Annotated in this window: 23 protein-coding genes; 13 read left to right on the forward strand and 10 right to left on the reverse strand. The window is 68.5% G+C overall.

Translation table 11 applies throughout. From position 1 onward, the window contains the following. Positions 1 to 5: 5 nt before the first annotated feature. Positions 6 to 1352, forward strand: coding sequence for a sensor histidine kinase (locus J6U32_RS12435; protein WP_208795714.1), 1347 nt, complete (start codon positions 6 to 8; stop codon positions 1350 to 1352). Here J6U32_RS12435 and J6U32_RS12440 read toward each other — a convergent pair. Continuing rightward, positions 1324 to 1884, reverse strand: a complete 561-nt coding sequence (locus tag J6U32_RS12440) for a GtrA family protein (RefSeq protein ID WP_208795715.1) — start codon at positions 1882 to 1884, stop codon at positions 1324 to 1326. The two genes, J6U32_RS12435 and J6U32_RS12440, sit on opposite strands and share 29 nt — an antisense overlap. Positions 1885 to 1962: 78 nt before the next feature. Between J6U32_RS12440 and J6U32_RS12445 the strand changes: the two genes are divergently transcribed. After that, entirely contained in the window at positions 1963 to 3261 is a 1299-nt protein-coding gene (locus tag J6U32_RS12445) for a 5-(carboxyamino)imidazole ribonucleotide synthase (RefSeq protein ID WP_425324127.1), read from the forward strand. Then, the gene (gene purE / locus J6U32_RS12450) at positions 3261 to 3830 is read left to right on the forward strand and encodes a 5-(carboxyamino)imidazole ribonucleotide mutase (protein WP_338837610.1); all 570 of its coding nucleotides are present in this window, start codon (positions 3261 to 3263) and stop codon (positions 3828 to 3830) included. Before J6U32_RS12445 ends, purE begins: the two co-directional genes overlap by 1 nt. A gap of 49 nt (positions 3831 to 3879) precedes the next feature. On the opposite strand, the gene J6U32_RS12455 is transcribed toward purE, so the two are convergent. From J6U32_RS12455 to J6U32_RS12470, 4 genes are read right to left on the reverse strand one after another with little or no spacing between them, the layout of a single operon-like run. Beyond that, the gene (locus J6U32_RS12455) at positions 3880 to 4722 is read right to left on the reverse strand and encodes a dienelactone hydrolase family protein (protein ID WP_208795716.1); all 843 of its coding nucleotides are present in this window, start codon (positions 4720 to 4722) and stop codon (positions 3880 to 3882) included. Beyond that, a complete protein-coding gene (locus J6U32_RS12460) occupies positions 4719 to 5093 on the reverse strand; it encodes a nitroreductase family deazaflavin-dependent oxidoreductase (protein WP_208795717.1) in 375 nt (124 codons plus the stop codon). The genes J6U32_RS12455 and J6U32_RS12460 overlap by 4 nt, the downstream gene beginning before the upstream one ends. Positions 5094 to 5127: 34 nt before the next feature. Further along, a complete protein-coding gene (locus J6U32_RS12465; RefSeq protein ID WP_208795718.1) occupies positions 5128 to 5850 on the reverse strand; it encodes a TIGR03089 family protein in 723 nt (240 codons plus the stop codon). Between the two features lie 58 nt (positions 5851 to 5908). After that, entirely contained in the window at positions 5909 to 7918 is a 2010-nt protein-coding gene (locus J6U32_RS12470) for an LCP family protein (RefSeq protein WP_244332841.1), read from the reverse strand. A 251-nt stretch (positions 7919 to 8169) separates the two neighbouring features. Here J6U32_RS12470 and rfbD point away from each other — a divergent pair, with 251 nt between their 5' ends. From rfbD to J6U32_RS12485, 3 genes are all read left to right on the forward strand, one after another. After that, on the forward strand, positions 8170 to 9129 hold the full coding sequence (gene rfbD / locus J6U32_RS12475; protein ID WP_208795719.1) for a dTDP-4-dehydrorhamnose reductase: 960 nt from the start codon (positions 8170 to 8172) through the stop codon (positions 9127 to 9129). Positions 9130 to 9200: 71 nt separating this feature from the next. Further along, positions 9201 to 10100 carry a glycosyltransferase family 2 protein gene (locus J6U32_RS12480; RefSeq protein WP_208795720.1) on the forward strand — a complete coding sequence of 300 codons (900 nt, stop codon included), beginning with the start codon at positions 9201 to 9203 and terminating at the stop codon, positions 10098 to 10100. A gap of 56 nt (positions 10101 to 10156) precedes the next feature. Next, positions 10157 to 11227, forward strand: a complete 1071-nt coding sequence (locus J6U32_RS12485) for a sugar phosphate nucleotidyltransferase (RefSeq protein ID WP_231387033.1) — start codon at positions 10157 to 10159, stop codon at positions 11225 to 11227. Between the two features lie 54 nt (positions 11228 to 11281). On the opposite strand, the gene J6U32_RS12490 is transcribed toward J6U32_RS12485, so the two are convergent. Continuing rightward, positions 11282 to 11932 (reverse strand): O-methyltransferase, encoded by a 651-nt coding sequence (locus J6U32_RS12490; RefSeq protein WP_208795721.1) that lies wholly within the window; start codon positions 11930 to 11932, stop codon positions 11282 to 11284. A 249-nt stretch (positions 11933 to 12181) separates the two neighbouring features. Between J6U32_RS12490 and sigE the strand changes: the two genes are divergently transcribed. From sigE to tatB, 4 genes are all read left to right on the forward strand, one after another. After that, on the forward strand, positions 12182 to 12787 hold the full coding sequence (sigE, locus tag J6U32_RS12495) for an RNA polymerase sigma factor SigE (RefSeq protein ID WP_208795722.1): 606 nt from the start codon (positions 12182 to 12184) through the stop codon (positions 12785 to 12787). A gap of 157 nt (positions 12788 to 12944) precedes the next feature. Then, the gene (locus J6U32_RS12500; protein ID WP_208795723.1) at positions 12945 to 13517 is read left to right on the forward strand and encodes a hypothetical protein; all 573 of its coding nucleotides are present in this window, start codon (positions 12945 to 12947) and stop codon (positions 13515 to 13517) included. Positions 13518 to 13520: 3 nt separating this feature from the next. Beyond that, positions 13521 to 15161, forward strand: a complete 1641-nt coding sequence (locus J6U32_RS12505; RefSeq protein WP_208795724.1) for a S1C family serine protease — start codon at positions 13521 to 13523, stop codon at positions 15159 to 15161. A 42-nt stretch (positions 15162 to 15203) separates the two neighbouring features. Continuing rightward, positions 15204 to 15677 (forward strand): Sec-independent protein translocase protein TatB, encoded by a 474-nt coding sequence (gene tatB / locus J6U32_RS12510; RefSeq protein ID WP_014359597.1) that lies wholly within the window; start codon positions 15204 to 15206, stop codon positions 15675 to 15677. A 33-nt stretch (positions 15678 to 15710) separates the two neighbouring features. Here tatB and J6U32_RS12515 read toward each other — a convergent pair whose 3' ends face one another. From J6U32_RS12515 to J6U32_RS12530, 4 genes are all read right to left on the reverse strand, one after another. After that, positions 15711 to 16853 (reverse strand): Mrp/NBP35 family ATP-binding protein, encoded by a 1143-nt coding sequence (locus J6U32_RS12515; RefSeq protein WP_208795725.1) that lies wholly within the window; start codon positions 16851 to 16853, stop codon positions 15711 to 15713. Positions 16854 to 16941: 88 nt separating this feature from the next. Then, positions 16942 to 17985, reverse strand: coding sequence for a lytic transglycosylase domain-containing protein (locus tag J6U32_RS12520; RefSeq protein ID WP_208795726.1), 1044 nt, complete (start codon positions 17983 to 17985; stop codon positions 16942 to 16944). A gap of 331 nt (positions 17986 to 18316) precedes the next feature. After that, positions 18317 to 18850 (reverse strand): DUF1003 domain-containing protein, encoded by a 534-nt coding sequence (locus J6U32_RS12525; protein WP_079929307.1) that lies wholly within the window; start codon positions 18848 to 18850, stop codon positions 18317 to 18319. Continuing rightward, positions 18847 to 20136 carry a magnesium transporter MgtE N-terminal domain-containing protein gene (locus tag J6U32_RS12530; protein ID WP_079929308.1) on the reverse strand — a complete coding sequence of 430 codons (1290 nt, stop codon included), beginning with the start codon at positions 20134 to 20136 and terminating at the stop codon, positions 18847 to 18849. Before J6U32_RS12530 ends, J6U32_RS12525 begins: the two co-directional genes overlap by 4 nt. A 102-nt stretch (positions 20137 to 20238) precedes the next feature. Here J6U32_RS12530 and J6U32_RS12535 point away from each other — a divergent pair, with 102 nt between their 5' ends. From J6U32_RS12535 to J6U32_RS12545, 3 genes are all read left to right on the forward strand, one after another. Next, positions 20239 to 20727, forward strand: coding sequence for a general stress protein (locus tag J6U32_RS12535; protein ID WP_006368495.1), 489 nt, complete (start codon positions 20239 to 20241; stop codon positions 20725 to 20727). A 259-nt stretch (positions 20728 to 20986) separates the two neighbouring features. Then, the gene (locus tag J6U32_RS12540) at positions 20987 to 22405 is read left to right on the forward strand and encodes an extracellular solute-binding protein (protein ID WP_208796089.1); all 1419 of its coding nucleotides are present in this window, start codon (positions 20987 to 20989) and stop codon (positions 22403 to 22405) included. After that, complete coding sequence (locus J6U32_RS12545; RefSeq protein ID WP_244332843.1) at positions 22402 to 23547, forward strand: carbohydrate ABC transporter permease; 1146 nt, start codon at positions 22402 to 22404, stop codon at positions 23545 to 23547. Before J6U32_RS12540 ends, J6U32_RS12545 begins: the two co-directional genes overlap by 4 nt. Positions 23548 to 23551: the final 4 nt, after the last annotated feature.

The raw sequence follows: 23551 nt of genomic DNA on the forward strand, positions 1-23551 counted from the left end.
CTTCCATGCGCCGTCGCATCCTGTACACGATGATCGCCATGTTGTTGGCGGTCGGTGCCGCACTGGGCATTCCGCTGTCGGTGATCGCGTGGTGGTGGGTTGCCGACAGTGCCCACCAGACCCTCGACAGCCGGCTCAAGTCGATCTCGGACCAACTCATCCGGACCGACGACGGGCGCGATGCGACGCTCGATCCGGCACTACTGGATTCGCCGCCGCTGCGATCGCTGATCCCCGATCAGGGCCGTCTGATCCTGACCTATGTGGCCACCGACGGGCATTCGGCCACCCGTGCCGTGGGCGCCGAGATCGACGGCGCGACGATCTCGGATTCCATCGGCCTCGGTGATGCCGGCTCGCTGATCCTGGAGATCCCCCGCAACGACGTCCGCGGCGATCAGCTCGCCGCGGTCGGCATTGTCACGATCGTAGTGGCCTCGTCGCTGGCCGCGGGTACCGTCGTCGCGGCGGTCACCGCGGGACGCATCGCCGACCCGGTCATCGATCTCGCCCATCGGGCCACCGCGATGGCGCGCGGCGACTTCCGCTCGGAGTGGCGAACATACGGGATCGTCGAACTCGACCGGGTCTCGCGCGCCCTCGGCGACGCGAACACCGAGATCGCGTTACGTCTCGAACGTGAGGGCGAGATCGTCGGCGACGTGTCACATCAGCTGCGCAGCCGGCTTACCGCGATCCAATTGCGTCTCGACGAACTGTCGTTGCACGACGATCCGGCGGTCGTCGGGGAGGCCGAGGCCGCCCTCGATCAGGTCGAGCGGCTCTCCGGCGAACTCGACGAGATGGTCGCGGCGTCGCGTGACGACCCGGCGCCGATGCAGTCGATCGATGTCACCGAGTTGTTGACGCGGCTCGTCGGCGACTTCGAGAACGCCTTCGTCGCCCAGGGCCGGGAGGTGACCGTTGCCTTCAGCGGGCCGGTGTGTGCGTTGAGCGCGCAGCCCGGGCGGCTGCGCGAGGCCGTCAGCGTCCTGGTCGACAACGCCCTGCAGCACGGCGCCGGTCGGTGCCGGATCGACGTCGGCGAGCTCGCCGGCGACATGGTGCGCATCACCGTCGCCGACGAGGGCAAGGGTGTCGCCGACGACATCGCCCAATCGATCTTCCGACGCGGCTTCTCCGCGGGCAGTGGCACCGGACCGGCGGGAACGGGCGTCGGGCTCTCTCTGGCCCGGGCATTGGTCGAGGCCGACGGCGGACGCCTCGAACTCGCGCATCGGCGTCCGCCGGTGTTCTCGATCGTGGTGCCCTCGGCGGCGCAGGGGTCGGAGACCACCGACGAATCCGGATCAGGCACTCACCTCAGGCATGACCGAGTTCCTCATCGTTGAGTTCGTCGGCGTTGGGATGCAGGTCGGTGGAGCCGGCGTCGCCGCCGCGGAGGTTCTCCTCGGGGAAGGCGAATCGTCGTAGCGCCCAGAAGCGGAACGCCATCTGCAGCACGTTGCCGATGAGGAAGCCGAGGATGAAGTCGACCACGACGAGTTCGGTGGTCGACAGATTGGCCCGGATGTCGAAGAGGTTGTTGGCCACCCACAGCGGCGCGGCCTGCAGGACGACGCCGATGCCGCTGATGACGAAGAACAGGAAGGCCTCGTGCGCGCGCTCCCGCCCGCCGCGATTCTTGAACGCCCACTCACGGTTGAGGATGTAGCTGAGGATGGTGGCGAGCACACCCGAGATGATCTTGGCGATGACGGGCTTGGTCTCGAGGACGGTGAGCGTCAGGGTGTAGAAGATGGCCGCGTCGAACACGAAGGTCGTGCCACCGACGAGTGCGAACTTGATGAGTTCGTGGTGCCGCATGAGCTGGTGCCGGACCGGCTCGGGCAGGCGGGCCACCACGTCATCGATGAACGGCACAAGAGTCGAGTGTAGGACTCGCGGCGGCCGGTGACTTCTCCCGGTCGGTCATGCATCGGACATGGCGGGCGTGCCACGATGGAGCGCGTGAGCTCATCCGACGGTGGCGCTGCCGACGATCCCGGCGCGCCGACGACCCCTCCCGCTCCTGATTCCGCGCGTGTCGGCGGCCGCTTCGCCGGTATGCCGACGGTGACCATGATCGGAGGTGGTCAGCTGGCCCGGATGACCCATCAGGCGGCGATCGCGCTCGGTCAGTGCCTGCGTGTCCTGGCCGCCGGTCCCGACGATCCGGCCGCGCAGGTCAGTGCCGATGTGGTGTTGGGTTCGCATGACGACCTCGATGATCTGCGCCGCGCCGCCGCGGGTGCGGTGGCATTGACCTTCGACCACGAGGGCGTGCCGCTGGCCCACCTGCAGGCATTGGAGGCCGACGGGGTGTCGGTGTTGCCGCCGTCGAAGGCCCTGCACTTCGCGCAGGACAAGCAGGCGATGCGCGTCCGGCTGTCGGAACTGGGTCTGCCGGTGCCCGACTTCGCGGATCTGGCCGGCGATCTCGGGTTGGCGCGCGGGCGCCTCATCGACTTCGGTGACCGGCATGACTGGTCGATCGTGCTCAAGGCGGTCCGTGGCGGATACGACGGTCGCGGGGTGTGGATTCTCGACGACCGCGACGCCGCGCTGGCGGTCTTCGACGAGCAGTTCGACGCCGGGGTGGATCTGATCGCCGAGCAGAAGGTGGCCATGCGCCGCGAGTTGTCGGCGATGATCGCCCGATCGCCGTTCGGCCAGGGTGCTGCGTGGCCGGTGGTGGAGACCATCCAGCGCAAGGGGCAGTGCGCGGTGGTGCTCGCGCCCGCTCCCGATCTCGACGCCGATCTCGCCGCGGCGGCGCAGGAGATGGCGCTGCGGCTGGCCCGCGAACTCGGCGTGGTCGGGGTGATGGCGATGGAGTTGTTCGAGACCGCCGAGGGCACGCTGCTGGTCAACGAACTCGCGATGCGCCCGCACAACAGCGGCCACTGGACCATGGACGGGGCGGTCACCTCGCAGTTCGAGCAACATCTGCGCGCGGTGTGTGACTATCCGCTCGGCGACACCGCCCCGAGCGCGCCGTTGACCGTGATGGCCAACATTCTCGGGGCACCGGATGCGCCGACGATGTCGATGGACGAGCGACTCCATCACCTGATGGCGCGGATGCCCGACGCCAAGGTGCACCTGTACGGCAAGGGGGAGCGGCCGGACCGCAAGATCGGGCATGTGAATATCGTCGGGGCACGCGACGACGACCTCGCGACGGTTCGGGAGCGTGCCGAGCGGGCGGCGCACTGGATGTCGCACGCGGTGTGGACCGACGGATGGGAAGGGCACTGATGAGCGAGCAGACCGAGAGCGGGGCGCAGGCCGACGACACCCGGGCCGACGACACCCGGGCGGATGTGCACCGCGCCCGGGTCGGCCTGATCATGGGCAGCGACTCCGATTGGCCCACAATGCAACTCGCGGCCGAGGCGCTCGCCGAGTTCGATGTGCCGTTCGAGGTGGGTGTGGTCTCGGCACATCGCACCCCGCAGCGGATGCTCGACTACGCGACCGGTGCCGCCGACGCCGGCATCGAGGTGATCATCGCCGGTGCCGGTGGTGCCGCGCACCTGCCGGGGATGGTCGCCGCGGCGACCCCGCTGCCGGTGATCGGCGTGCCGGTGCCGCTGCGTCATCTCGACGGTCTCGATTCGTTGCTGTCGATCGTGCAGATGCCGGCCGGCGTTCCGGTGGCGACGGTCTCGATCGGCGGCGCCCGCAATGCGGGGCTGCTCGCGGTCCGCATCCTCGGGGCCGCCGATGCCGCACTGCGAGCACGGATGTCGGCGTTCCAGTCCGGTCTCGAACAGATGGTCCTCGACAAGGACGCGGCCCTGCGTCAGAAGCTGCTGGGCGACTGATATGCGGGGTCCCCGCGCCTGCGCCGGCCGCCCCTGTGACCGGGGCCACTCAGCCCGGTGACTCCGGGCCGCGCTCGAGTTGCAGTCGGCGCGTGAGGAAGTCGAGAACCTGATCGAGGGCGTCGCGGGTGAGTTCTCCCGGTTCGTCGACGAGATCGACGGTGAGTGCCGCGTGCGGCGTCGGCATCGGCGACTCCGGATTGGCCGCCGAGTCGGGCAACTCGATCGAGATGAATGCGTCGCCGAGTAGGCGTCGCAGGTTCTCGAATCGCGACGGTGGGGACATCCGGTCGCCCTCGAAACGTACCCCCATCACCTGTAGTCCGGCCGCACAGCGGGTGGCGACGGTGGCGAGGTCGGCGTCGGAGACGTCGATCGATCGAGCCCGGTGTGGCGTGATCGCGAACGGCAGCGACGGTTGGGCCAGCACCGGGGCGAGCAGTCGCTCGTCGGTGGCCATGCCGAGGGCGAAGCCGCCGGTGAAACACATCCCGATCGCCCCGACCCCGACGCCGCCGCAGCGCCGGTGCTCGTCGGCGGCGAGCGCGCGCAACCAGTCGACGATGGGCGAGGTCTTGCCGGTCGCGAGGACCGAGAACTCTCGGGAGATACACGCCTTGGCGATTGTCCCGACCATTTCCGCTGCGGCCCTGACGGTTCCGCGCGCGGCCGGGGAGGGATCCCGACCGTCGACGCCGTAGACCGACGGCATCACCGCGGTCGCACCGATGTCGACGACGCGCCGCGCGAAATCGGCCACCTCCGGGGAGATGCCCGGGATCTCGGCGATGATGATCACCGCCGGACCGGTGCCCTTGCGGTACACCCGCCGCGTCGTGCCGAGGTAGGTCTCGTCGGCTGCCGAGAAGTCGTCGAGCGAATCGTCGGTCATGCCGGCTCCAGGGTGCCGATGAGGACCCAGGAGAACGCCGAGGCGAACGGACGCGCACCGCGCACGACGTCGGGGGAGTCGGCCGGGATGATCCGGGGCCGCACCAGATGGAAGTGCTTGCCGCGCCGGGTGATGTTGCAGCCACCGGCGGCGAGGACGTTACGCACCCAGTCGGTGTCGCGACCGTAGGCCAGCACGACGGCGAGGGTGTCGTCGCGGGCCCAGGCCAGCACCGGGGTGGCGTAGCGGCGACCGGAGTGTCGTCCCGTGTGCTCAACCATCGCCCATGGCGCGAGGTGCGGTGCCCATCGGCGTTGGATGGGGTTGGTGACGCGTTTGTTGATACGGGCCAGGGTGGCGGGCAGCTGCATGAGACCACTGTGCCGTACGGCGGGCACGCGTGTGTCAGGTCAGCACGACCTCGGCCCGTTCGGTGGCTGCGCGCGCGGACTGGTCGCCGTCCGGATTGGCCACCCACACCAATCCGGCACCCACCGACAGTGGCGCCAGGAAATGGTCGACAATGCCGGTGGCGCTTGCCCATTCGAGAGTGGAGAGCACCCGGCCGCCGGGCCTGATCCCGGCGCCGGCGCCGGCGGCGGCCGCGTGCGCGGCGTCGAGCACCTCGGAGGTGGTGCGGCCGTCCAGGGCATCACCGGCATGGGCCGGTCCGGTGAACTGATCGCCGTGGATGCGTACCCGGGTGCCGTAGTCGGAGACGCCGGGCGGCAGGCCGGGCACCGGCATGGCGAACGGGTCGAGCGGTGCGACGATCAGGTCTTCGACATCGGGATGAGCATCGACGTGGTCTCGATCGGTGAATCCGACCGTGGCATCGCCGAACTGGTCTGCCTCGGCGCGGGTGTGCACCCGGGCGCCGGCCCACCAGCAGCCGAGCAGGATGCCCGCGGTCTGCCAGTGTTCGGGAAGGTCGACGATGACGGGATCGCCGGGCTCGAGCAGCACTTCGTCGACGAGGAGGTTGGCGGTCTTGGCCGCCCAGTTACCCAGGGTCGCCCAGCTGAGCTCGGTGCGCTCGCCGGTGGCGTCGTCGTAGAAGGTCAGCGCGGGACGCGAGTGGTCGTCGATGCCCTCGAAGACGGCGGCGGTGATGGTGGTGGCGGTCATCGGTTCATTGTCTCGTCGGGCTCGGCCGACGAGATCGACGGGGTCGCCACCGGTCCGGTCAGTTGACGCACATCGGGCCGTCGGTGCCCGCGGTGATCGCCGAACTCGGCGCCGGGGTCGCGGTGCCGCCGCCGGCACCGCCGGAGTCGCCACCCGTCGAGCCGCCGCCGATGTCCGACACCGAGCCGGGACCGCTGTAGGTGTTGGTGAGCACGGCCCGCAACTCGTGGTCCCCGAGGGTCGGATCGGCGGCGACGTTCAGTCCGCCGAGATCCTTGGCGAGCAGGCGGGCACCGGGATCGTCGGCGGTCTTCGCGAGGACCACCGAATCGCGCTCGTTGCCCGGATCGCTGAGGAGTTTGCCCGCCTGATAGCCCTTGGCGGTCAGGATGCCCGCGACGTTCTTGGCCAGTCCGTCCACCGTGCCGGCGTTGTTGACGTCGACGGTGTACTCGGGGCGTCCGGTGTTGCGGGAGGGATCGAGCAGGGAACTGGTGTAGGCCCGGACCTTTGCCGGGTCGACGGTGACGACGCTCTGCTGCCCGTCGTCGCTCCACCCGTGGTCGTCGACGATGGGGATCGTCGCAAATTTGACCCGACCGCCGCTGAGATCCTTGAGTTGCTCGGCGAAGGTCAGGACGTCCCAGTCGTCGTCGATGACCACCGACCGCGACACCGCGGCCTGCAACTGGTTGAGCTTGGTCGGGTCGGTCAGGGTACCTGCCGACAGGATCTTCTGGGTCAGGGAGGCCATGTACGCCTGCTGACGGGTGATCCGGTCGAGGTCGCCGCGCGGGAGGTCGTGGCGCTGCCGGACGAAGCTCAATGCTTGTGGGCCGTTGAGGGTTTGGCGTCCGGCGGGGAAGTGGGCACCGGAGAACGGTTCGTTCACCGGGTTCTTGAGACACACGTCCACGCCGCCGACGGCGTTGGTGAGCAGCACGAAGCCGAGCAGGCCGACCTCCGCGTAGTGATCGACGTGGACGCCGGTGAGGTTGGCGACGGTGTCGATCAGTGCCTCACGGCCGGCCTGAGTGCCCTCCCGCTCGGCCTGTGCCTCGCTCTGCCCGGCCTCGACGGCCTTGCGCCGCACGCCTTCTCGGGTGGTGCCGTAGGCCGCGTTGATCTTGCTCATCCCGATTCCCGGGACCTCGACATAGGAGTCGCGGGGAATCGAGATCGCCGTGGCCGACGACCCGTCGTTGGGAACGCGGATCAGCAGGATGGTGTCGGTGTTGGTGGAGATGTCATCGCCCGAGCGCAGCCACCGTAATTCCTGGGCCGAGAGCGGGTTGCCCTTGGCGTCGGTGCGCGAGTCGGTACCGACCAGCAGGATGTCGGTGGCGCCGTCGTCGGCCCCGCCGAGTGCCAGGCCGCCGAGTCTGGTGATGTCGGACTCGAGGTTGTTGATGCTGCTCCAGGCGTACCCGGTGCACACCAGCACGATGACGGAGAGCACTGCGATCAGCCCGCGAGCCGCCGCGCGTCCACCGCGCCAGCCCGACAGCACTCCGCCCCCGCGGGGCGGCGCTGGGGGAGGCCCGGGTGTCTGCGGTTCGACCAACGCGTCGGGTGCGGCAGCGGTGGTCGTCCTGGCGGACGGCTTGGGAGCGGGTCGGTCGGCACCGGTCGGGCGGGGCTTGCGTCGGACCGGTTTCTCGGGTGCGGGGTTCCCGGGGGCCGCAGCGCCGGTCGCCCGCTGCGCGTTCGGCTTCGCCGCCTGCGCATTCGGTGTCGGCGCCGACCGGCCCTGTGCCGGGCGCTGTCCCGGCGGACGCCGACGACGCGGCCGTTCGGTGGGCTCGCGGTGGTCGCTGTCGATCGAATCGTTTGCGCGCGTGTGGATCTCGCCGGACGACCGTTGCTGGGCACCTCGTGCGCGATCCGGGTCGGCCGGGCGCCGTCGCCGCGTCCCGTCGGCTCGCGGTGCGCGGTCGGAGTGCTCGCCCCTCGGGGAACGGGGGCGTTCGGGCGCCGACTCGTCGGTCCGGGGGCGGCGCGCGCGGACCTCGTCGCCACGCGTGTGACCGGCCGGTCGCCTACGCGCACCATCGGGGCGGGAGTCCACGAGTGGGCAGTCCTTTGCGGTCGTGGCTGCCGTCGTGCGGGGCAGCAGTTGCCTGAGTGTCAGGCGTTTCTGATGTGGTTTACGTCCGCCAAGGCTACTGAAGGTGGTGGTGAACTCGGCGTCGCACACGCCGAGGGATCGTGGACGGACAAACCTTCCCCGGACACCGATCGAGTGGTGATCGCCACACCCCCTGCCCATCCGGGTGCGCCGGAGTGGTGGCCGCCGCGCGACCGGGGCACACTGACCGCGTGCGCAGCGATTCCGGGAGCGATCCGCGGCCGGCCGAACCCCGCCCCGTCGGTACGGTGTGGTTACTCGGCGCGGCGGGACAACTCGGTACCGCACTGCGTGCCCAGGCCGATGCGGACATCGCCCTGGTGCCGCTCACCTCCGCCGACGCCGACCTCGCCGATCCCTCCGCCATTCGCTCCGCGCTCGCCGGGGTGGGTGCGGGCGACGTCATCCTCAACACCGCGGCCTACACCGCCGTCGATCAGGCCGAATCCGATCCCGAGAAGGCTGCAGCGGTCAACGCCGTCGCGCCCGGGATCCTCGCCGAGATCACCGCGGCCGCCTCGGCCTGGCTCATCCACGTCTCCACCGACTACGTGTTCGCCGGGACCGGCATTCGTGAGCAACCCCTCGAGCCCGACGACACCGACCCCGAGACCACCCCGCCGAGCGTGTACGGCGCGACCAAGCGAGCCGGTGAACGCGCCGCACTCGCCGCCGACCCGTCGTCGACGATCGTGCGGACCGCGTGGGTCTACACCGGCGGACCCGACAGTCCCGACTTCGTCGGCACGATGCGTCGTCTCGAGAAGAGCCGCGACACGGTGTCCGTCGTCGACGATCAGGTCGGCTCACCCACCTATGCCCCCGACCTCGCCGCCGGACTCTGGGAGTTGGTACGTCACGGCCACCATGCGCCGGTTGCCGGTGCGATTCTGCACGCCACCAACCTCGGCGCGGTCACCTGGTATGCGGTGGCGCGCGCGGTGTTCGCAGGCGTCGGCGCCGATCCGGACCGGGTGCGCCCGTGTACCACCGCCGAATTCCCGCGGCCCGCACCCCGGCCCGCGTATTCGGTGCTCTCACCGCGCTCGTGGCGCGATGCCGGGCTCACCCCGCTGCGTGAGTGGTCGGCCGCGCTGGCCGATGCCCTCGGCGTCGACGCCACTCGATCCGGTGGTGCGCGGGTACGGTGACCTCGACCACAGCGGGCGCCGCGCAGCCCGGACGAATGGGACAGACCCCGACGGTTGGCTACGCTGACCCGGTGACCTCGAAGCTGGCCGTGGTGACGGTGACCTATTGGTCGGGCGACCACCTGCAGACCTTCCTGCGCAGTCTGTCGCACGCCACCTCTTCGTCGCCGCGCGTGGTGATCACCGACAACGGATCCGGTGACGGCGCCCCCGAGGCCGCCGAACGCGAGCACAGCAACGTCACGCTGATTCACAGCGGCGGCAACGTCGGGTACGGGGGCGGTATCAACCGCGCGGTCGCCGAACTCGATGACGACGTCGAATTCGTCATGATCGCCAACCCCGACGTCGAATGGTCACCGGGATCGATCGACGAGCTCGTCGCCGCGGCGGCACGGTGGCCGAGGGCCGGAGCGCTCGGTCCCCTCATCCGCGAGCCGGACGGCTCGGTCTACCCCTCCGCGCGGCGCGTCCCCGACCTCGTCTCGGGCACCGGACACGCGCTCCTCGGCGGCATCTGGAAGTCCAATCCGTGGACCGCGGCCTACCGTGCCGACGACGTCGAGCCCAGCGAACGCCCGGTCGGCTGGCTGTCCGGATCGTGTCTTCTGGTGCGCCGCACCGCTTTCGACGAGATCTCCGGATTCGACGAGCGCTACTTCATGTACATGGAGGACGTCGACCTCGGCGACCGCCTCGGCCGCGCCGGCTGGCTCAACGTCTACGTGCCCGGAGCCGAGGTCGTCCACACCAAGGGACACAGCGCCGACAAACGTCCCGAGGCGATGCTGCCCGCTCACCATCGCAGTGCCTATCGCTTCCAGGCCGACCGTCATCCAGGGGTGTTGCAGGCACCGCTGCGATGGGCATTACGGGCCGGTTTGGCGGTGCGGTCACGTCTGGCCGTACGCGCCGCAGCGCGCACCACGTCGTCCCACGATCATCCACATTCGGAGAGGAACACCCCGTGATGCAGTTCTCGGTGAACAACCCCGCGGTCAGCGCCGACGATGTCCCCGACATCGACATGTCCGATGTGCAGGCTGTCGTACTCGTCGGCGGCAAGGGGACCCGACTCCGACCGCTCACCCTCTCGGCACCCAAGCCGATGCTGCCGACGGCGGGACTGCCGTTCCTCACCCACCTCCTCTCACGTATCCGCAAGGCCGGCATCCGCGATGTCGTGCTCGGGACGTCGTTCAAGGCCCACGTGTTCTCCGAGTACTACGGCGACGGCTCCAAACTCGACCTCAACATGCGGTACGTCACCGAAGAGGAGCCGCTGGGCACCGGCGGCGGTATCCGCAACGTGCTCCCCGAACTGACCGCGTCGACGATCGTCGTATTCAACGGTGACGTCCTCGGCGGCACCGACGTCCGTCACGTCGTGGCCACCCACCGCGAGTCCGACGCCGACGTCACCCTGCACCTCGTGCGGGTCTCCGACCCCCGCGCCTTCGGGTCCGTGCCGACCGACGAGACCGGCCGCGTCACCGCCTTCCTCGAGAAGACCCAGGACCCGCCGACCGACCAGATCAACGCGGGCACCTACGTCTTCCGTCGCTCGGTCATCGAGGACATCCCCGCAGGTCGCGAGGTGTCGGTCGAACGCGAGGTGTTTCCCGGCCTGCTCGCCGAAGGTCGGCACATCCACGCCTACGTCGACCACGCCTACTGGCGTGACATGGGCACCCCCGAGGACTTCGTGCGGGGCTCGGCCGACCTCGTCCGCGGCATCGCGCCCTCACCGGCCCTCGGTGACCGCCACGGCGAATCCCTCGTCCACGAGGGCGCGGGCGTCGCGCCCGGAGCGGTACTCATCGGTGGAACGGTCGTCGGCCGAGGCGCCGAGATCGGTCCCCGCGCCCGCCTCGACGGTGCTGTCGTCTTCGACGGAGCCGTCATCGAGGCCGGCGCGGTCGTCGAACGCAGCATCGTGGGCTTCGGTGCTCGCATCGGTCCGCGCGCCCTCATCCGCGACACCGTCATCGGCGACGGCGCCGAGGTCGGCGCCCGCTGCGAACTGCTGCGCGGCGCGCGAGTATGGCCCGGCGTCCAAATCCCCGACGGCGGTCTGCGCTTCTCGACCGACGTCTGAGAACCCGACGGGGCCCTCGCCGCTGTCACCCATCGCGACTTCGCCGCTGTCATCTCATCGCGACTTCGCCGCGGCGAGCACCCCGGGGCCCAACGGGATCACCACCGGCAACAACCGATCGTCGTCGGCCACCAGCATCGCGGCCTCGCGGGCCGCGGCGGTCATCGGATCGGTGCGCGTCGGATCGGCGACCGCACCCTGAGCTGCCGCGTCGTGGATGACCAGCATCCCGCCGGGCCGCAGCATCCGCACCGACTCGGTCACGAATCGCGGCATGTCCAGCCGCGGCCCGTCGATGAACACCAGGTCGTAGGAGCTGTCCGACAGTCGCGGCAACACATCGCGCGGGGTGCCGTTGATCAGCCGTGTCCGACCCGGCGCGATATCTGCTCCGGCGAACGACGCACGCGCGGCCTGATGATGTTCGAGCTCGGGATCGATCGTGGTCAGCACCCCGTCGGTCGCCATTCCGGCCAACAACCACAACCCGCTGACCCCGGTCCCGGTACCGATCTCGGCGACCGCATGCGCATCGACCGCCCGGGCGAGCACCGCGAGCAGTGCGCCGACCGACGGACTCACCGGAATCGCACCGAGTTCGATCCCGCGGGCACGGGCGGCGACGAGCGCATCGTCCTCCACGATCGCCGACTCGGCATAGTCGATCAGTGCCACCCGCGGGTCGCTCGGCTGGGTATCGGTCATGCTCGCAAGGTTAGACATGCCGGGCGCAAACAGCCGACGGCACGCCCGGATTGCCGCGTCGCACCTCGGGGTTTGCTTCCTCAGACAACACTCAGGGCCCTCATACGGCGACCACACCACGATGGGAGAGGGTGAGGGCATCGAATCGGATACAGGGGGAATATCACCACCCGGTGTCCGGTTCAGTATGGTGAATCCATCCGGCGTCACCGCGATGATGGTTTGTGAGAAGGGAACCGGCCACCCACGATGAGCGACCACGAGGCGTCCGCAGACATTGTCCCCGGCGGAACCGCGGGATTCGATGCCACCGGAAACGACTTGCTCATGCCGTCATGGGATGAGTTGGTCCGCGAGCATGCCGATCGCGTCTACCGGCTCGCCTACCGGCTGTCCGGCAATCAGCACGACGCCGAGGACCTAACCCAGGAGACGTTCATCCGGGTCTTCCGGTCGTTGTCGAACTATCGTCCGGGAACGTTCGAGGGCTGGCTGCACCGCATCACCACCAACCTCTTTCTCGACATGGTTCGTCGGCGCAACAAGATCCGCATGGAGGCACTGCCCGAGGAATACGATCGCGTGCCCGCCGACACACCCGACCCGCAGCAGATCTTCGCCGATGCGAACCTCGACGGCGATCTGCAGGCAGCCCTGGACTCACTGAGTCCCGAGTTCCGCGCGGCTGTCGTCCTGTGTGACATCGAAGGACTGTCGTACGAGGAGATCGCAGCGACCCTCGGGGTCAAGCTCGGCACCGTACGCAGCCGCATCCACCGCGGACGTCAGACCATCCGCGATTTCCTCCTCGCCCGTGGCCACAGCGACCGCCGCTCGGTCGCGGTCGGTCACTGAGTACGACATCGACGTCGACCACACCGAAGACCACCGACGACCCTCATCGACGTGTCGTCCGCCGGGAACCCCACCGACCGCGCAATCGTTGGGTCTTTCGGTAGGCTGGGGCGTCGTCCCCGCCGAAAGCCGGGGTCACGACGGGGGAGAAGGGGTGATGAACACGATGATGGACGACCCACAACGACGGTCGGACGCGAGTTCGGCGACCGACCGGATCGAGCATCCGGACAATCTTCGCCGACGCCGCGCCTGGAATCCGGCGGCCTGGACACCCGCACGTTCGTCCTTCACCCCGAACCGCCGGCCGAGTGCTCCACGAGACCGGCGATTCGCACCCACCGAGCATCTGGCGCCCGAGGCGGTCGCAGCCTACGTCGACGAAGAACTCGGTATGACCGCCCACATGCGTGCCACCCACCACCTGGCTCTGTGCCCCGAGTGTGTCGCGGCAGTCGAGGCCCAGACCGCGGCTCGGACCCGCTTGCGTTCCTCGGGAACCATGCCCATTCCGACCGGTTTGCTGGGTCAGCTCAGTCAGATCCCCACTCGCGAGTTCGACATGACCGATCATCGCGACAGGAGTCGACCGGTCGACGGTGCCGAGCGTGGCGCCCTGCGCCGCACCCATCCCGGTCGCGTGCCCGGCGAGCCCACGCCCCTGCCCGGCCACGACTCGCCCGGCCACGACTCGAACCGAGGTCGCATGCAGCGTTGGCGGAGCCGCTGACACGTGGATCCCGACGCTTCCCAGCCCGACGTCTCCCGGCCCGACGCTTCTCAGCCCCAAACCCCCGCCTCCGCGACACCGCAAGCACAGCACCCGCAGGCCGCTGCCTCACCGGCGCCGGCCGCGGGTTCGAACGCGCCCGTCATGCCGTGGTCGGCGCCGACGGTGAACGAGGCGAGTGTCGCGCCCGGCAACTCCTCCGAGGGTGACGGGTCCGCTCGCGTTGTTCGGCACGCCCCGGTCTCCCCGGCGACGGCTCAGGTCTTCGGTCGGCCCTCCGGAGTGGCGGGCTCCTTCGCGCCCGGCGCGGCGGCACCCGACCGTCCCGCACCCGCCGTCGGTCCGCCGGATCCGGTTCTCGCCGAGGCCTTCGGACGTCCCGACGGTAGTGGCGAGACATTGCAGCGTGACCCGCTGGCCACCTACGGCATTCCCGACGAACCCGCACCGCCGGCCGACCCGTGGCGCGATCCGGAGAGCCCGGCGACGCTGGCCCGGCCTGCGGTCGCCGAATCCGCACCCGCGATTCCCACCGCCGCCGGCCCCAAGCTGGGCATCCGCGAGGTCCTGCTCGGCCGTCGGATCGCATGGCACGCGCTGGCGGCGCTGGCCGTGATCGCACTGCTGATCGGCGTCGTCGGTGGACTGATGGGCAGGTTCACCGCGGAGGTCGCGGCCCCGCTCAACAGCAACACCGTCGAACTGTCGACCCAGGGCGACGACAACGGTGACGCACCGCGGTCGTCGGTGGCCCGGGTGGCGCAGGCCGTGGAGAAGTCGGTGGTCGCCGTCGACGTGCGACTGTCCAATGGATCGGCCACCGGGTCGGGCTTCGTCATCGATCGCAACGGCTACATCCTCACCAACAACCACGTCATCTCACTCGCCGCGTCCGACCGGACCGCCAAACTCGAGGTCGTCTTCTCCGACCGCAACCGGGTGCCCGCCCGCATCGTCGGACGTGACCCCAAGACGGATGTGGCCGTGCTCAAGGTCGACAACGTCGACAACCTCACCGTCGCCCAACTCGGCGATTCCAACGACCTCCAGATCGGTGAGGAGGTCGTGGCCTTTGGCTCGCCACTGGGCCTGGATCGCACCGTGACCAGCGGTATCGTCAGCGCCCTGCATCGTGCGGTGCCGCTGCGTCCGGACTCCGAGTCCGACACCGACGCCGTCATCGACGCCATCCAGACCGACGCGGCGATCAACCCCGGCAATTCCGGCGGTCCGCTCGTCGACGCCCAGGCCAAGGTGGTGGGTATCAACACCGCCGGACTCGTCCCGGGCGGTGGCTCGATCGGACTCGGGTTCGCCATCCCGATCGGTGAGGCGGTCCCCATCGCGCAGGCACTGATCCGCGACGGAAAGGTCAACCATCCGCAGATCGGCGTGAACGCCAGCGACGTCCGCAACGACAGGGTGCTCGGCGCCCAGGTCCGCAACGTGGTGGCCGGCGGCCCGGCCGCCCAGGCCGGGCTGCGGGAGAACGACGTGGTCGTCTCGTTCAACGGCCGCACCATCGAAAGTGCCGACGAATTGACCGTCGCCGTGCGCACCGCGAAGATCGGGGAGCCGGTCAAGTTCACCTACTGGCGCGACGGGCGTACCTTCGAGGGCACGATGACGCCCGCGAGTGACTGAGAACGTCCACCACCAGCGGACGCGCGAGAGCGGGGAAGTGCCATGTTCGACAGTGTGGGTTGGGGAGAGATCTTCATCCTGATCGTCGCTGGACTCGTCATCCTGGGACCGGAGCGGTTGCCCGGAGCGATTTCGTGGACGATGCAGTCGCTGCGCAAGGTTCGCGAGTATGCGACCGGCGCGACCGATCAGCTCAAGAACGACTTCGGTACGGACTTCGACGACCTCCGCAAACCGCTCGCCGATCTCAACGAGCTACGCGGTATGACACCGAAATCGATGATCACCAAGCACCTGCTCGACGGCGACGACTCGGTCTTCAAGACCTTCACCGACGCCGGCTCGGTACTCAAGTCGGCCACCGACACCCCGCCGATCAAGCCTGTATCCAAGCCCATGCCCGACGGTCCCGTCGGTGAGCCCGGGCCGTCGCTGAGGAAGCCGAGTGCCGCGGACTCGTCCGAACACCGGCCCGCACGCGGTCATCACGACGTCTCCGATTGGGACGCAACATAATTCGCTGATCGACGAAGTGTCGGCAGGTGAACGTCAGTGCCGAGTGGTGTCGATGCCCAGACTCATGCCGGCCAGGCCGCGTCGACGGACCGCGAGTTTGTCGGCGATCGCACGCAACGCCGATCCGGACGCGGAGTCGGGCTCGGCGAGCACGACCGGTGTGCCCGAGTCGCCGCCTTCCCGCAATGCCGGTTCGAGTGGCACCTGACCGAGGAGATCGACCTGCGCGCCGACCATCTGGGTGAGCCGGTCGGCGACCGTCTGGCCGCCACCGGAACCGAAGGGTTCCATCCGTGTACCGTCGGGCAGTTCCATCCACGACATGTTCTCCACGACGCCGAGGATCTTCTGCCGGGTCTGCAGGGCGATCGCACCGGCGCGCTCGGCGACCTCGGCGGCCGCCTGCTGTGGGGTGGTGACCACCAGGATCTCCGCACCCGGGATCAGCTGGGCGATCGAGATCGCGACGTCGCCGGTGCCGGGCGGCAGGTCGAGCAGCAGCACATCGAGGTCACCCCAGTACACGTCGGCAAGGAACTGCTGCAGTGCCCGGTGTAGCATCGGCCCGCGCCAGGTGACCGGGGTGTTGCCGCTGGTGAACTGGCCGATCGAGATGAATCGCACGTCGTGGGAGATCGGCGGCATGATCATCTTCTCGACCTGGGTGGGCTTGGCGTCGCTGCCGAGCATTCGGGGCACCGAGTGGCCGTAGATGTCGGCGTCGAGCACCCCGACAGACAGTCCGCGCTCGGCGAGCGCGCAGGCGAGATTGACGGTGACCGACGACTTCCCGACGCCACCCTTGCCCGAGGCGACGGCATAGACGCGGGTCAGCGATCCCGGCTGGGCGAAGGGGATCACCGGTTCGGCGGAGTCGCCACGCAGCTTCTTGCGGAGCTCGGAGCGTTGTTCGTCGTCCATCACGTCGAGGGTCACGCGCACCTCGCCGACCCCGGGTACGTCGGAGACCGCGGTTTCCACCCGGCCGCTGATCTCGCCGCGCATCGGGCAGCCCGAGGTGGTCAGGTACACCGCGACGTCGACACTGGCGTCGTCGTTGACCGCCACCGATTTCACCATGCCGAGATCGGTGATGGGTTTGCCGATCTCCGGGTCCCGCACCTTGGACAGGGCGGCGCGAACCGCGGATTCGTTGGGCGTCACTGCTGTAGTCATCACCTGCCAGCTTAACCGCCGGTGATGACCTCTCCGTCGGAGTGACCCCTGGTGCAGGCGCGGTCAGGCGTTGTCGGCATTCGTCCGATCAGCGAGCCGGGGTGGTCTGCGGGGTGGTCTGCGGGGTCGCTCGCGGGGCCGGCGCGGGTGGCTGACCGGGCAGCGTGATCCCCGGTGGCAGACAGATCATGCCGAGACACTGTTGGGTCGGGGTGGTCGTCGACGGGGCCGAGGGACCCGATGAGGGTGCACCGCTCGACGGGGCGGACGGCCGGGACGGGGAACTCGACGACGAACTCGACGGCGGGCGCATCTCCGGGATCGGGGTCGTCGGCATCACTCCGGTGGCATACGCCGCCGCCCAGGCCAGCACGTTCTGCGCGTACGCCAGGGAGTGGTTGTATCGCATGACCGCGGCGACCTTGTTGCTGTCGGCCATGATGTCGGACACGCCCGCGCACAGATAGCGCGCCGCCGAGTAGGTGGCGTCGAAGATGTTGTTGGGATCGGCCTTGCCGTCTCCGTTGCCGTCGCTGCCCCAGGCGGCCCAGGTGCTCGGGATGAATTGCATCGGTCCCATCGCCCGCGCATGCGATCCGTCCTCGTTGCGGATGACCTCGTTGCCCGCCAGTGAACCGTCGAGCACCGGCCCCTCGATGGGGGCGAGGGTGGTTCCGTACTGGTCGACATCGCCATTGTCGGCGTGATTGGACTCGATGCGTCCGATGCCGGCGAGCAGGAACCACGGGATCTTGCACGCCGCGTTCTCGGAGGCCTCTCGGTCGGCGGCGAGTTTGTATGCCTGCAGCACGATTCCCGGGATGCCGAGTGGCCCCGACGGCAGATCCGCCGACAACCGGAACTGCGGCGCCACGTCGGCAGCGTCGGGACGGGCCGCCGGAGGGGCAAAGCCCAGCAATGAAACAGGTTGTGCGGCAGCGACTCCCGCCACATCGATCGGGACGTTCGCGGCGAGTGGGATGCCACCGCCGTCGTGGGCACTCGAGGTGGCCGCACCCAAGACCATCGCGCCGACGAGGAGACTGCCTGCGCCGACCGACAACGTTCGCCGGGTCAGCATCGAACCACGATGCGGGCCGCGGGACCGGTGGAAGGGATGGGGCACCCTCATCGCGGGTCCCCGTGGTCGTGGGTTTGTCCCGTGCGCACTGTGCGCGCCATCGATCCGCGCCGCGCTGCGCTGGTACTCCCCGTACGCGCTGTCTGCCCTGTCACGTCGTTCACTCCGTTGTCAACGTCCACCCGTCGTCGCCCCCCGAGAGAGCGGATGCGGTCGGGCCGGGTCCCGTGGGTGACACGAGCGGCAACCGACCGGCACTGTGGTCCACCATACATATGGGTCGGATGTCCCAGTCGGTGAACTCAGGGATTGGAACCCGGGGATCACCCTGATACGGGGAACGACCGACCCGAACGTGTAGTCGGTGGTCTCGGGTGCGGTGTTACGCCCGGTCGGGGCCACCTCGTCGGGAGACGTGATCCGACGGCTGGTCGAGGTCGCGGTTGGCGAGCCGGTCGACGAGGTCGTCGAGCAGGTCGTCGAGTTCCTTGCGCAGGTAGTCGCGGGTGACGGTGTCGCCGACGGCCAGGCGCACCGCCGCCAGCTCGCGGGCGAGGAACTCGGTGTCGGACTTGGTCTGCGCGGCCCGGGTGCGGTCCTCCTCGAGCGCAACCTTGTCGCGGTTCTCCTGCCGGTTCTGCGCGAGAAGGATCAGCGGCGCCGCGTACGCGGCCTGGGTGGAGAAGGCGAGATTGAGCAGGATGAACGGGTAGGGATCCCATCGAAGCGAGACCGCGAACAGGTTGATGGCGATCCACACCACCACGATCACGGTCTGGATTGCGAGGTAGCGGCCGGTTCCGAGGAATCGGGCGATGCGTTCGCTGTAGACGCCGACGACGTCGGAGTCGAGGTTGAAGGCCGGACGTCGACGCTCGCGGGGGGTGTCCAGCCTGCGGCCCCGGGGTTCGCTCACGACCGCACCTCGTCGGGCTGGTCGATCGGCTCGGTCTCGCGCCAGTCACGCGGCAGCAGTTGATCGAGGAGGTCGTCGACGCTGACCGCGCCGAGCAGGTGGTGCTGATCGTCGACGACCGGCCCGCACACCAGGTTGTAGGTTGCGAAGTAGCGGGTCACGGTCTCCAGGGAGTCCTCCGGTCGTAGGTGGGCGAGATCGGTGTCGAGGATGCCGCCCACGATGTTGGCGGGTGGCTCCCGCAGCAGCGCCTGCACGTGCACGCAGCCGAGGTATTTTCCGGTGGGTGTGGAGGTCGGTGGCCGGACGACGAAGACCAGGCTCGCGGCGGCCGGATTGATGTCGGGGTCGCGTATCCGCGCGAGCGCCTCGGCGACCGTGGTCGCCGGGGTGACGATGATCGGCTCGGAGGTCATCAGTCCGCCGGCGGTGTCGGGGGAGTGGGTGAGCAGTCGCCGAACCGGCTCGGAATCCTCCGGGTCCATGCGCGCCAGGAACGACTCGGCCTCGGTGTCGGAGAGCTCGCCGAGCAGGTCGGCGGCATCGTCGGGATCCATGGCCTCGAGCACGTCGACGGCGCGATCGAGCTCCAGATGCGACAACAAATCCTTCTGATCGTCGGGCGGTAACTCCTGCAGCACGTCGGCCAGGCGCTCGTCGTCGAGAGCCGAGGCGATCTCGTCGCGACGCTTGACGGGCAACTCGCGCAACGCATTCGCGACGTCGGCGGCACGCATGCCCTCGAACTGCAGGAGGGCTTGTGCCACCCCCTGTCCGGGCAGGTCGAGGCTGCTCTGCGTCATACCGTGCACGTTGGACCACTCCACGACGTGGGTCTCGCCGCGGCGCAGCCCCCGTCGGCCGGAACGCACCGCGACGCGGGCCACCACCCAGTCGCGGGTACGGGTGCGCTCGATGCCGAGGTCGACCACGGGCACATCGATTCCGGCGAGATCGGGCAGATCGGGGTCGACGACGCGGACCCGAGTGTCGAGGATCTGCCCGATCGCCAGTGCCTCACCGGGGCGCAGATGCAGTCGGCGCAGGCTGACCGTTCCGGTGTTGAGTGTCACCGCATTGGGTTCGATCGAGGTCACCCGGAGCATCGGGACGAAGATGCGTCGCCGCGTGGTCAGTTCCACCGCGAGTCCGAGTGCGCGCGGCTGTTGGCCGGGCAACCGCACCGAGATCACCGCGTCGCGCACACGCCCGATCGATTCACCGTCCGGGCCAAGGACGGCCAATCCGACTAACCTGGCCACGAACACCTTGCTCACCGCCGACATGGGAGTAAGGGTAGTGGCATCGCACCGGGGACGAATGCATGCCGGCGGCGGGTCGAGGACCCGAGGCCGGTTGCGGACCCGACTGACCCGCAAGGAGTGAGAATGACCAATCCCATGCAGCCGTCGCGGCAGACGCCGGGACTGCCGACGCCGCCCAAGGGTTGGCCGATCGGCTCGTATTCGACCTACGCCGAGGCTCAGCGGGCGGTGGACTACCTGTCCGACGAGCACTTCACGGTCGAGGACGTCACCATCGTCGGCGTCGACCTGATGCAAGTCGAGCGCGTCATCGGACGGCTGACGTGGGGCAAGGTCATCGGTGGCGGCATCGTGTCGGGAGCGTGGCTGGGTCTGTTCTTCGGCTTGCTGGTCTCAATCGTCGTCTCCGGAAATCCGCTGGTGCCGATCCTCTTCGGTCTTGTCGGCGGTGTCATCTTCGGTCTGATCTCGGCGACCATCCCCTATGCGGCGACCCGCGGTCAGCGTGATTTCGCCTCGACCATGCAATTGGTGGCGGGACGTTACGACGTGCTGTGTGATCCCAAGAGCGCGGAGAAGGCGCGGAACATGCTGGCCCGACTGAACCCCTGAGACGGGTCACGCGATCCCGGGCCTGATCGGCTCGCCGTGATCCACGTGATCCACACGGTCTCGAATTGGCACGGCCGCACACATTGTGTTGCCCGTCACATGCATGTCGGGATAGCGTAACCTCCGAGACGGCCATGATCGCGTCGCGCACAACGCGTCGGCGTCGTCATGTGCACGACATGGAGGAGGCCGCGTGCGGCGCAGGATGGGCGGTGCGAGTCGTGACCCCGGTGACGGGTCGCGAAACCGGAAGTCGTCTTTGGGGATCCGCGGCAAGGTGGTCATCGCCGCGGCTGCGCTGGCCACGCTGGCGCCGATCGTGACGGCCTGCGGCTCCGGGTACGAGGCAGGCGTGCTGAACCTGTATCCGCCTGCCGATGGCGCGAATTCGGTGAAGGTCCAGGCGGACAAGTGCTCCAAGGAGTCCGGGGGCGAATACCGGATCGTCACCACTGCGCTGCCCAAGGCGGCCGACGATCAGCGTCTGCAACTGGCCCGACGCCTGTCGGGCAACGATCACAGCCTGGACCTGATGGGCATGGACGTGGTGTGGACCGCCGAGTTCGCCGACGCCGGTTGGCTTGTCCCGGTGCCCGATGATCTCGTCGCGCAGGTCACCGCGCGCACGCTCGGGGGTCCGCTGGAGACAGCGCAGTGGAAGACCCCCGGTGATGCTGCCCAGCGCCTCTACGCCATCCCGATCTGGACCAATACGCAGCTGCTCTGGTATCGCAAGGATGTTCTCGCCGATACGGTTCGCCAGCCCGCCGCGACCAACTGGGAGCGGATGCTCGAACAGGCCCAGGTCAGTCTCGGCAAGGGCGGTCCCGGCCAGATCATGGTGCAGGGCAAGCAATATGAAGGTCTGATGGTGTGGTTCAACTCCGTGTTGGCCAGTGCCGGCGGCCAGATCGTCGATCCCGACAACCCCAGCAAGGTGACGCTGAACGACACCCCGGCGCACCGTGCCGCGACGGTCAAGGCCCTGCAGATCCTCAAGGCGGTTGCCAACGCGCCGGGCCACGATCCGTCGCTGACCAACGGTGATGAGACCAGCTCGCGCCTCGGCATGGAGAACGGATCGGCGCTCTACGAGGTGAATTGGCCGTTCGTGCTCGCCTCGATGCGAGAGAACGCGTCGGCGGGCAGTGTCCCGTATCTGACGGATCTGCAGAAGTACAAGAGTCTGTTTGCCGACGCGAACAACTCGCCCACCGACGCGCAGTTGGCGCCGGTGACCAAGGCCGTGCGCCAGAAGTTCGACTTCCGGCCGTATCCGGGGGTGGGTGATCTACCCGCCAAGAGCACGCTGGGTGGACTGAACATCGCCGTCGCCAGCACCTCGCAGCAGAAGGATCTCGCGTTCAAGGCGGCGATGTGCCTGACGAGCGCCGACGCGCAGAAGTACTACAGCCTCAACGCGGGTACGCCGCCGGTGATCTCGTCGCTCTACTCCGACCCGGAGTTCCGGGCGGCCTATCCCATGGCCGACGACATCAAGCTGCAGCTCGAACCCGATCACGCGGCGCTGCGTCCGAAATCGCCGCAATATCAGTCCATCTCGACGCTGGTTCAGGCCAAGCTGTCACCGGTCGGGGCGTGGGACCCACAGAATCTGGTCGATCAGCTCGCCGATGCGGTACAGAAGGCGATCAACGGGGAGGGCATCATCCCATGACCAACGACGACAACGAGGCCTCACGCCGCGGCCGGCACGCGATGCCGGAGGGCGAACAGCCCACGGCCCCGGCCGAACCCGGTCTCGACGTGACCGCTCCGCACACCTTCGGGCCCACGGTGCATTCCCCGGTGTGGGAAGCGCCTGCGGAATCACCGGCGGCAGGCCGGGTTCCGGATGCTGATGCAGCCGGCTCGACGCGGGCCGCACCGGCCACCGCGGTGATCGATCGCCCTGCACCGGCGGCCGCCGCCCCGAAGCGGAGTGAGGGTAAGAAGGCCGAGCGTCGGTTGGCGTTCTGGTTGGTGTTGCCTGCGGTGGTGATGATGGCGGTGGTGACGGGGTATCCGATTGTTTATGCGGTGTGGTTGTCGTTGAACAAGGCGAGTTTGTCGGCGCCGGGTAAGCGTGAGTTTGTGTGGTTCGCCAATTACGGGACTGTGTTGTCGGATGGGTATTGGTGGACGGCGTTCGGGGTGACGTTGGGGATCACGGTGGTGTCGGTGGTGATCGAGTTCGTGTTGGGGTTGGCGATCGCGTTGGTGATGCATCGAACGTTGTTCGGGCGGGGCACGATTCGCACGGTGGTGTTGATTCCGTACGGGATTGTGACGGTCGCGGCGGCGTTCTCCTGGTATTACGCGTGGACGCCGGGGACGGGGTATCTGGCGAATTTGTTGCCGGATGGGAGTGCCCCGTTGACCCAGCAGTGGCCGTCGTTGGCGATCATCGTGTTGGCCGAGGTGTGGAAGACGACCCCGTTCATGGCGTTGTTGTTGCTGGCGGGGTTGGCGTTGGTGCCTGATGATTTGTTGAAGGCCGCTCAGGTGGATGGGGCGGGGGCGTGGACGCGGTTGTGGCGGATCATTTTGCCGTTGATGAAGCCGGCGATCTTGGTGGCGTTGTTGTTCCGCACGTTGGATGCGTTCCGGGTGTTCGACAACATTTATGTGTTGACTGCCGGGTCGAACAACACCTATTCGGTGTCGATGCTCGGCTACGACAATTTGTTCAAGGGTTTCAATCTGGGTGTGGGGTCGGCGATCTCGATCCTGATCTTCGTGTGTGTGGCGATCATCGCGTTCATCTTCATCAAGGGGTTCGGTACTGCGGCACCGGGCTCGGACAACGAGGGGAGGTAAGGGG

Source organism: Gordonia polyisoprenivorans (assembly GCF_017654315.1).
GTDB lineage: Bacteria > Actinomycetota > Actinomycetes > Mycobacteriales > Mycobacteriaceae > Gordonia > Gordonia polyisoprenivorans_A.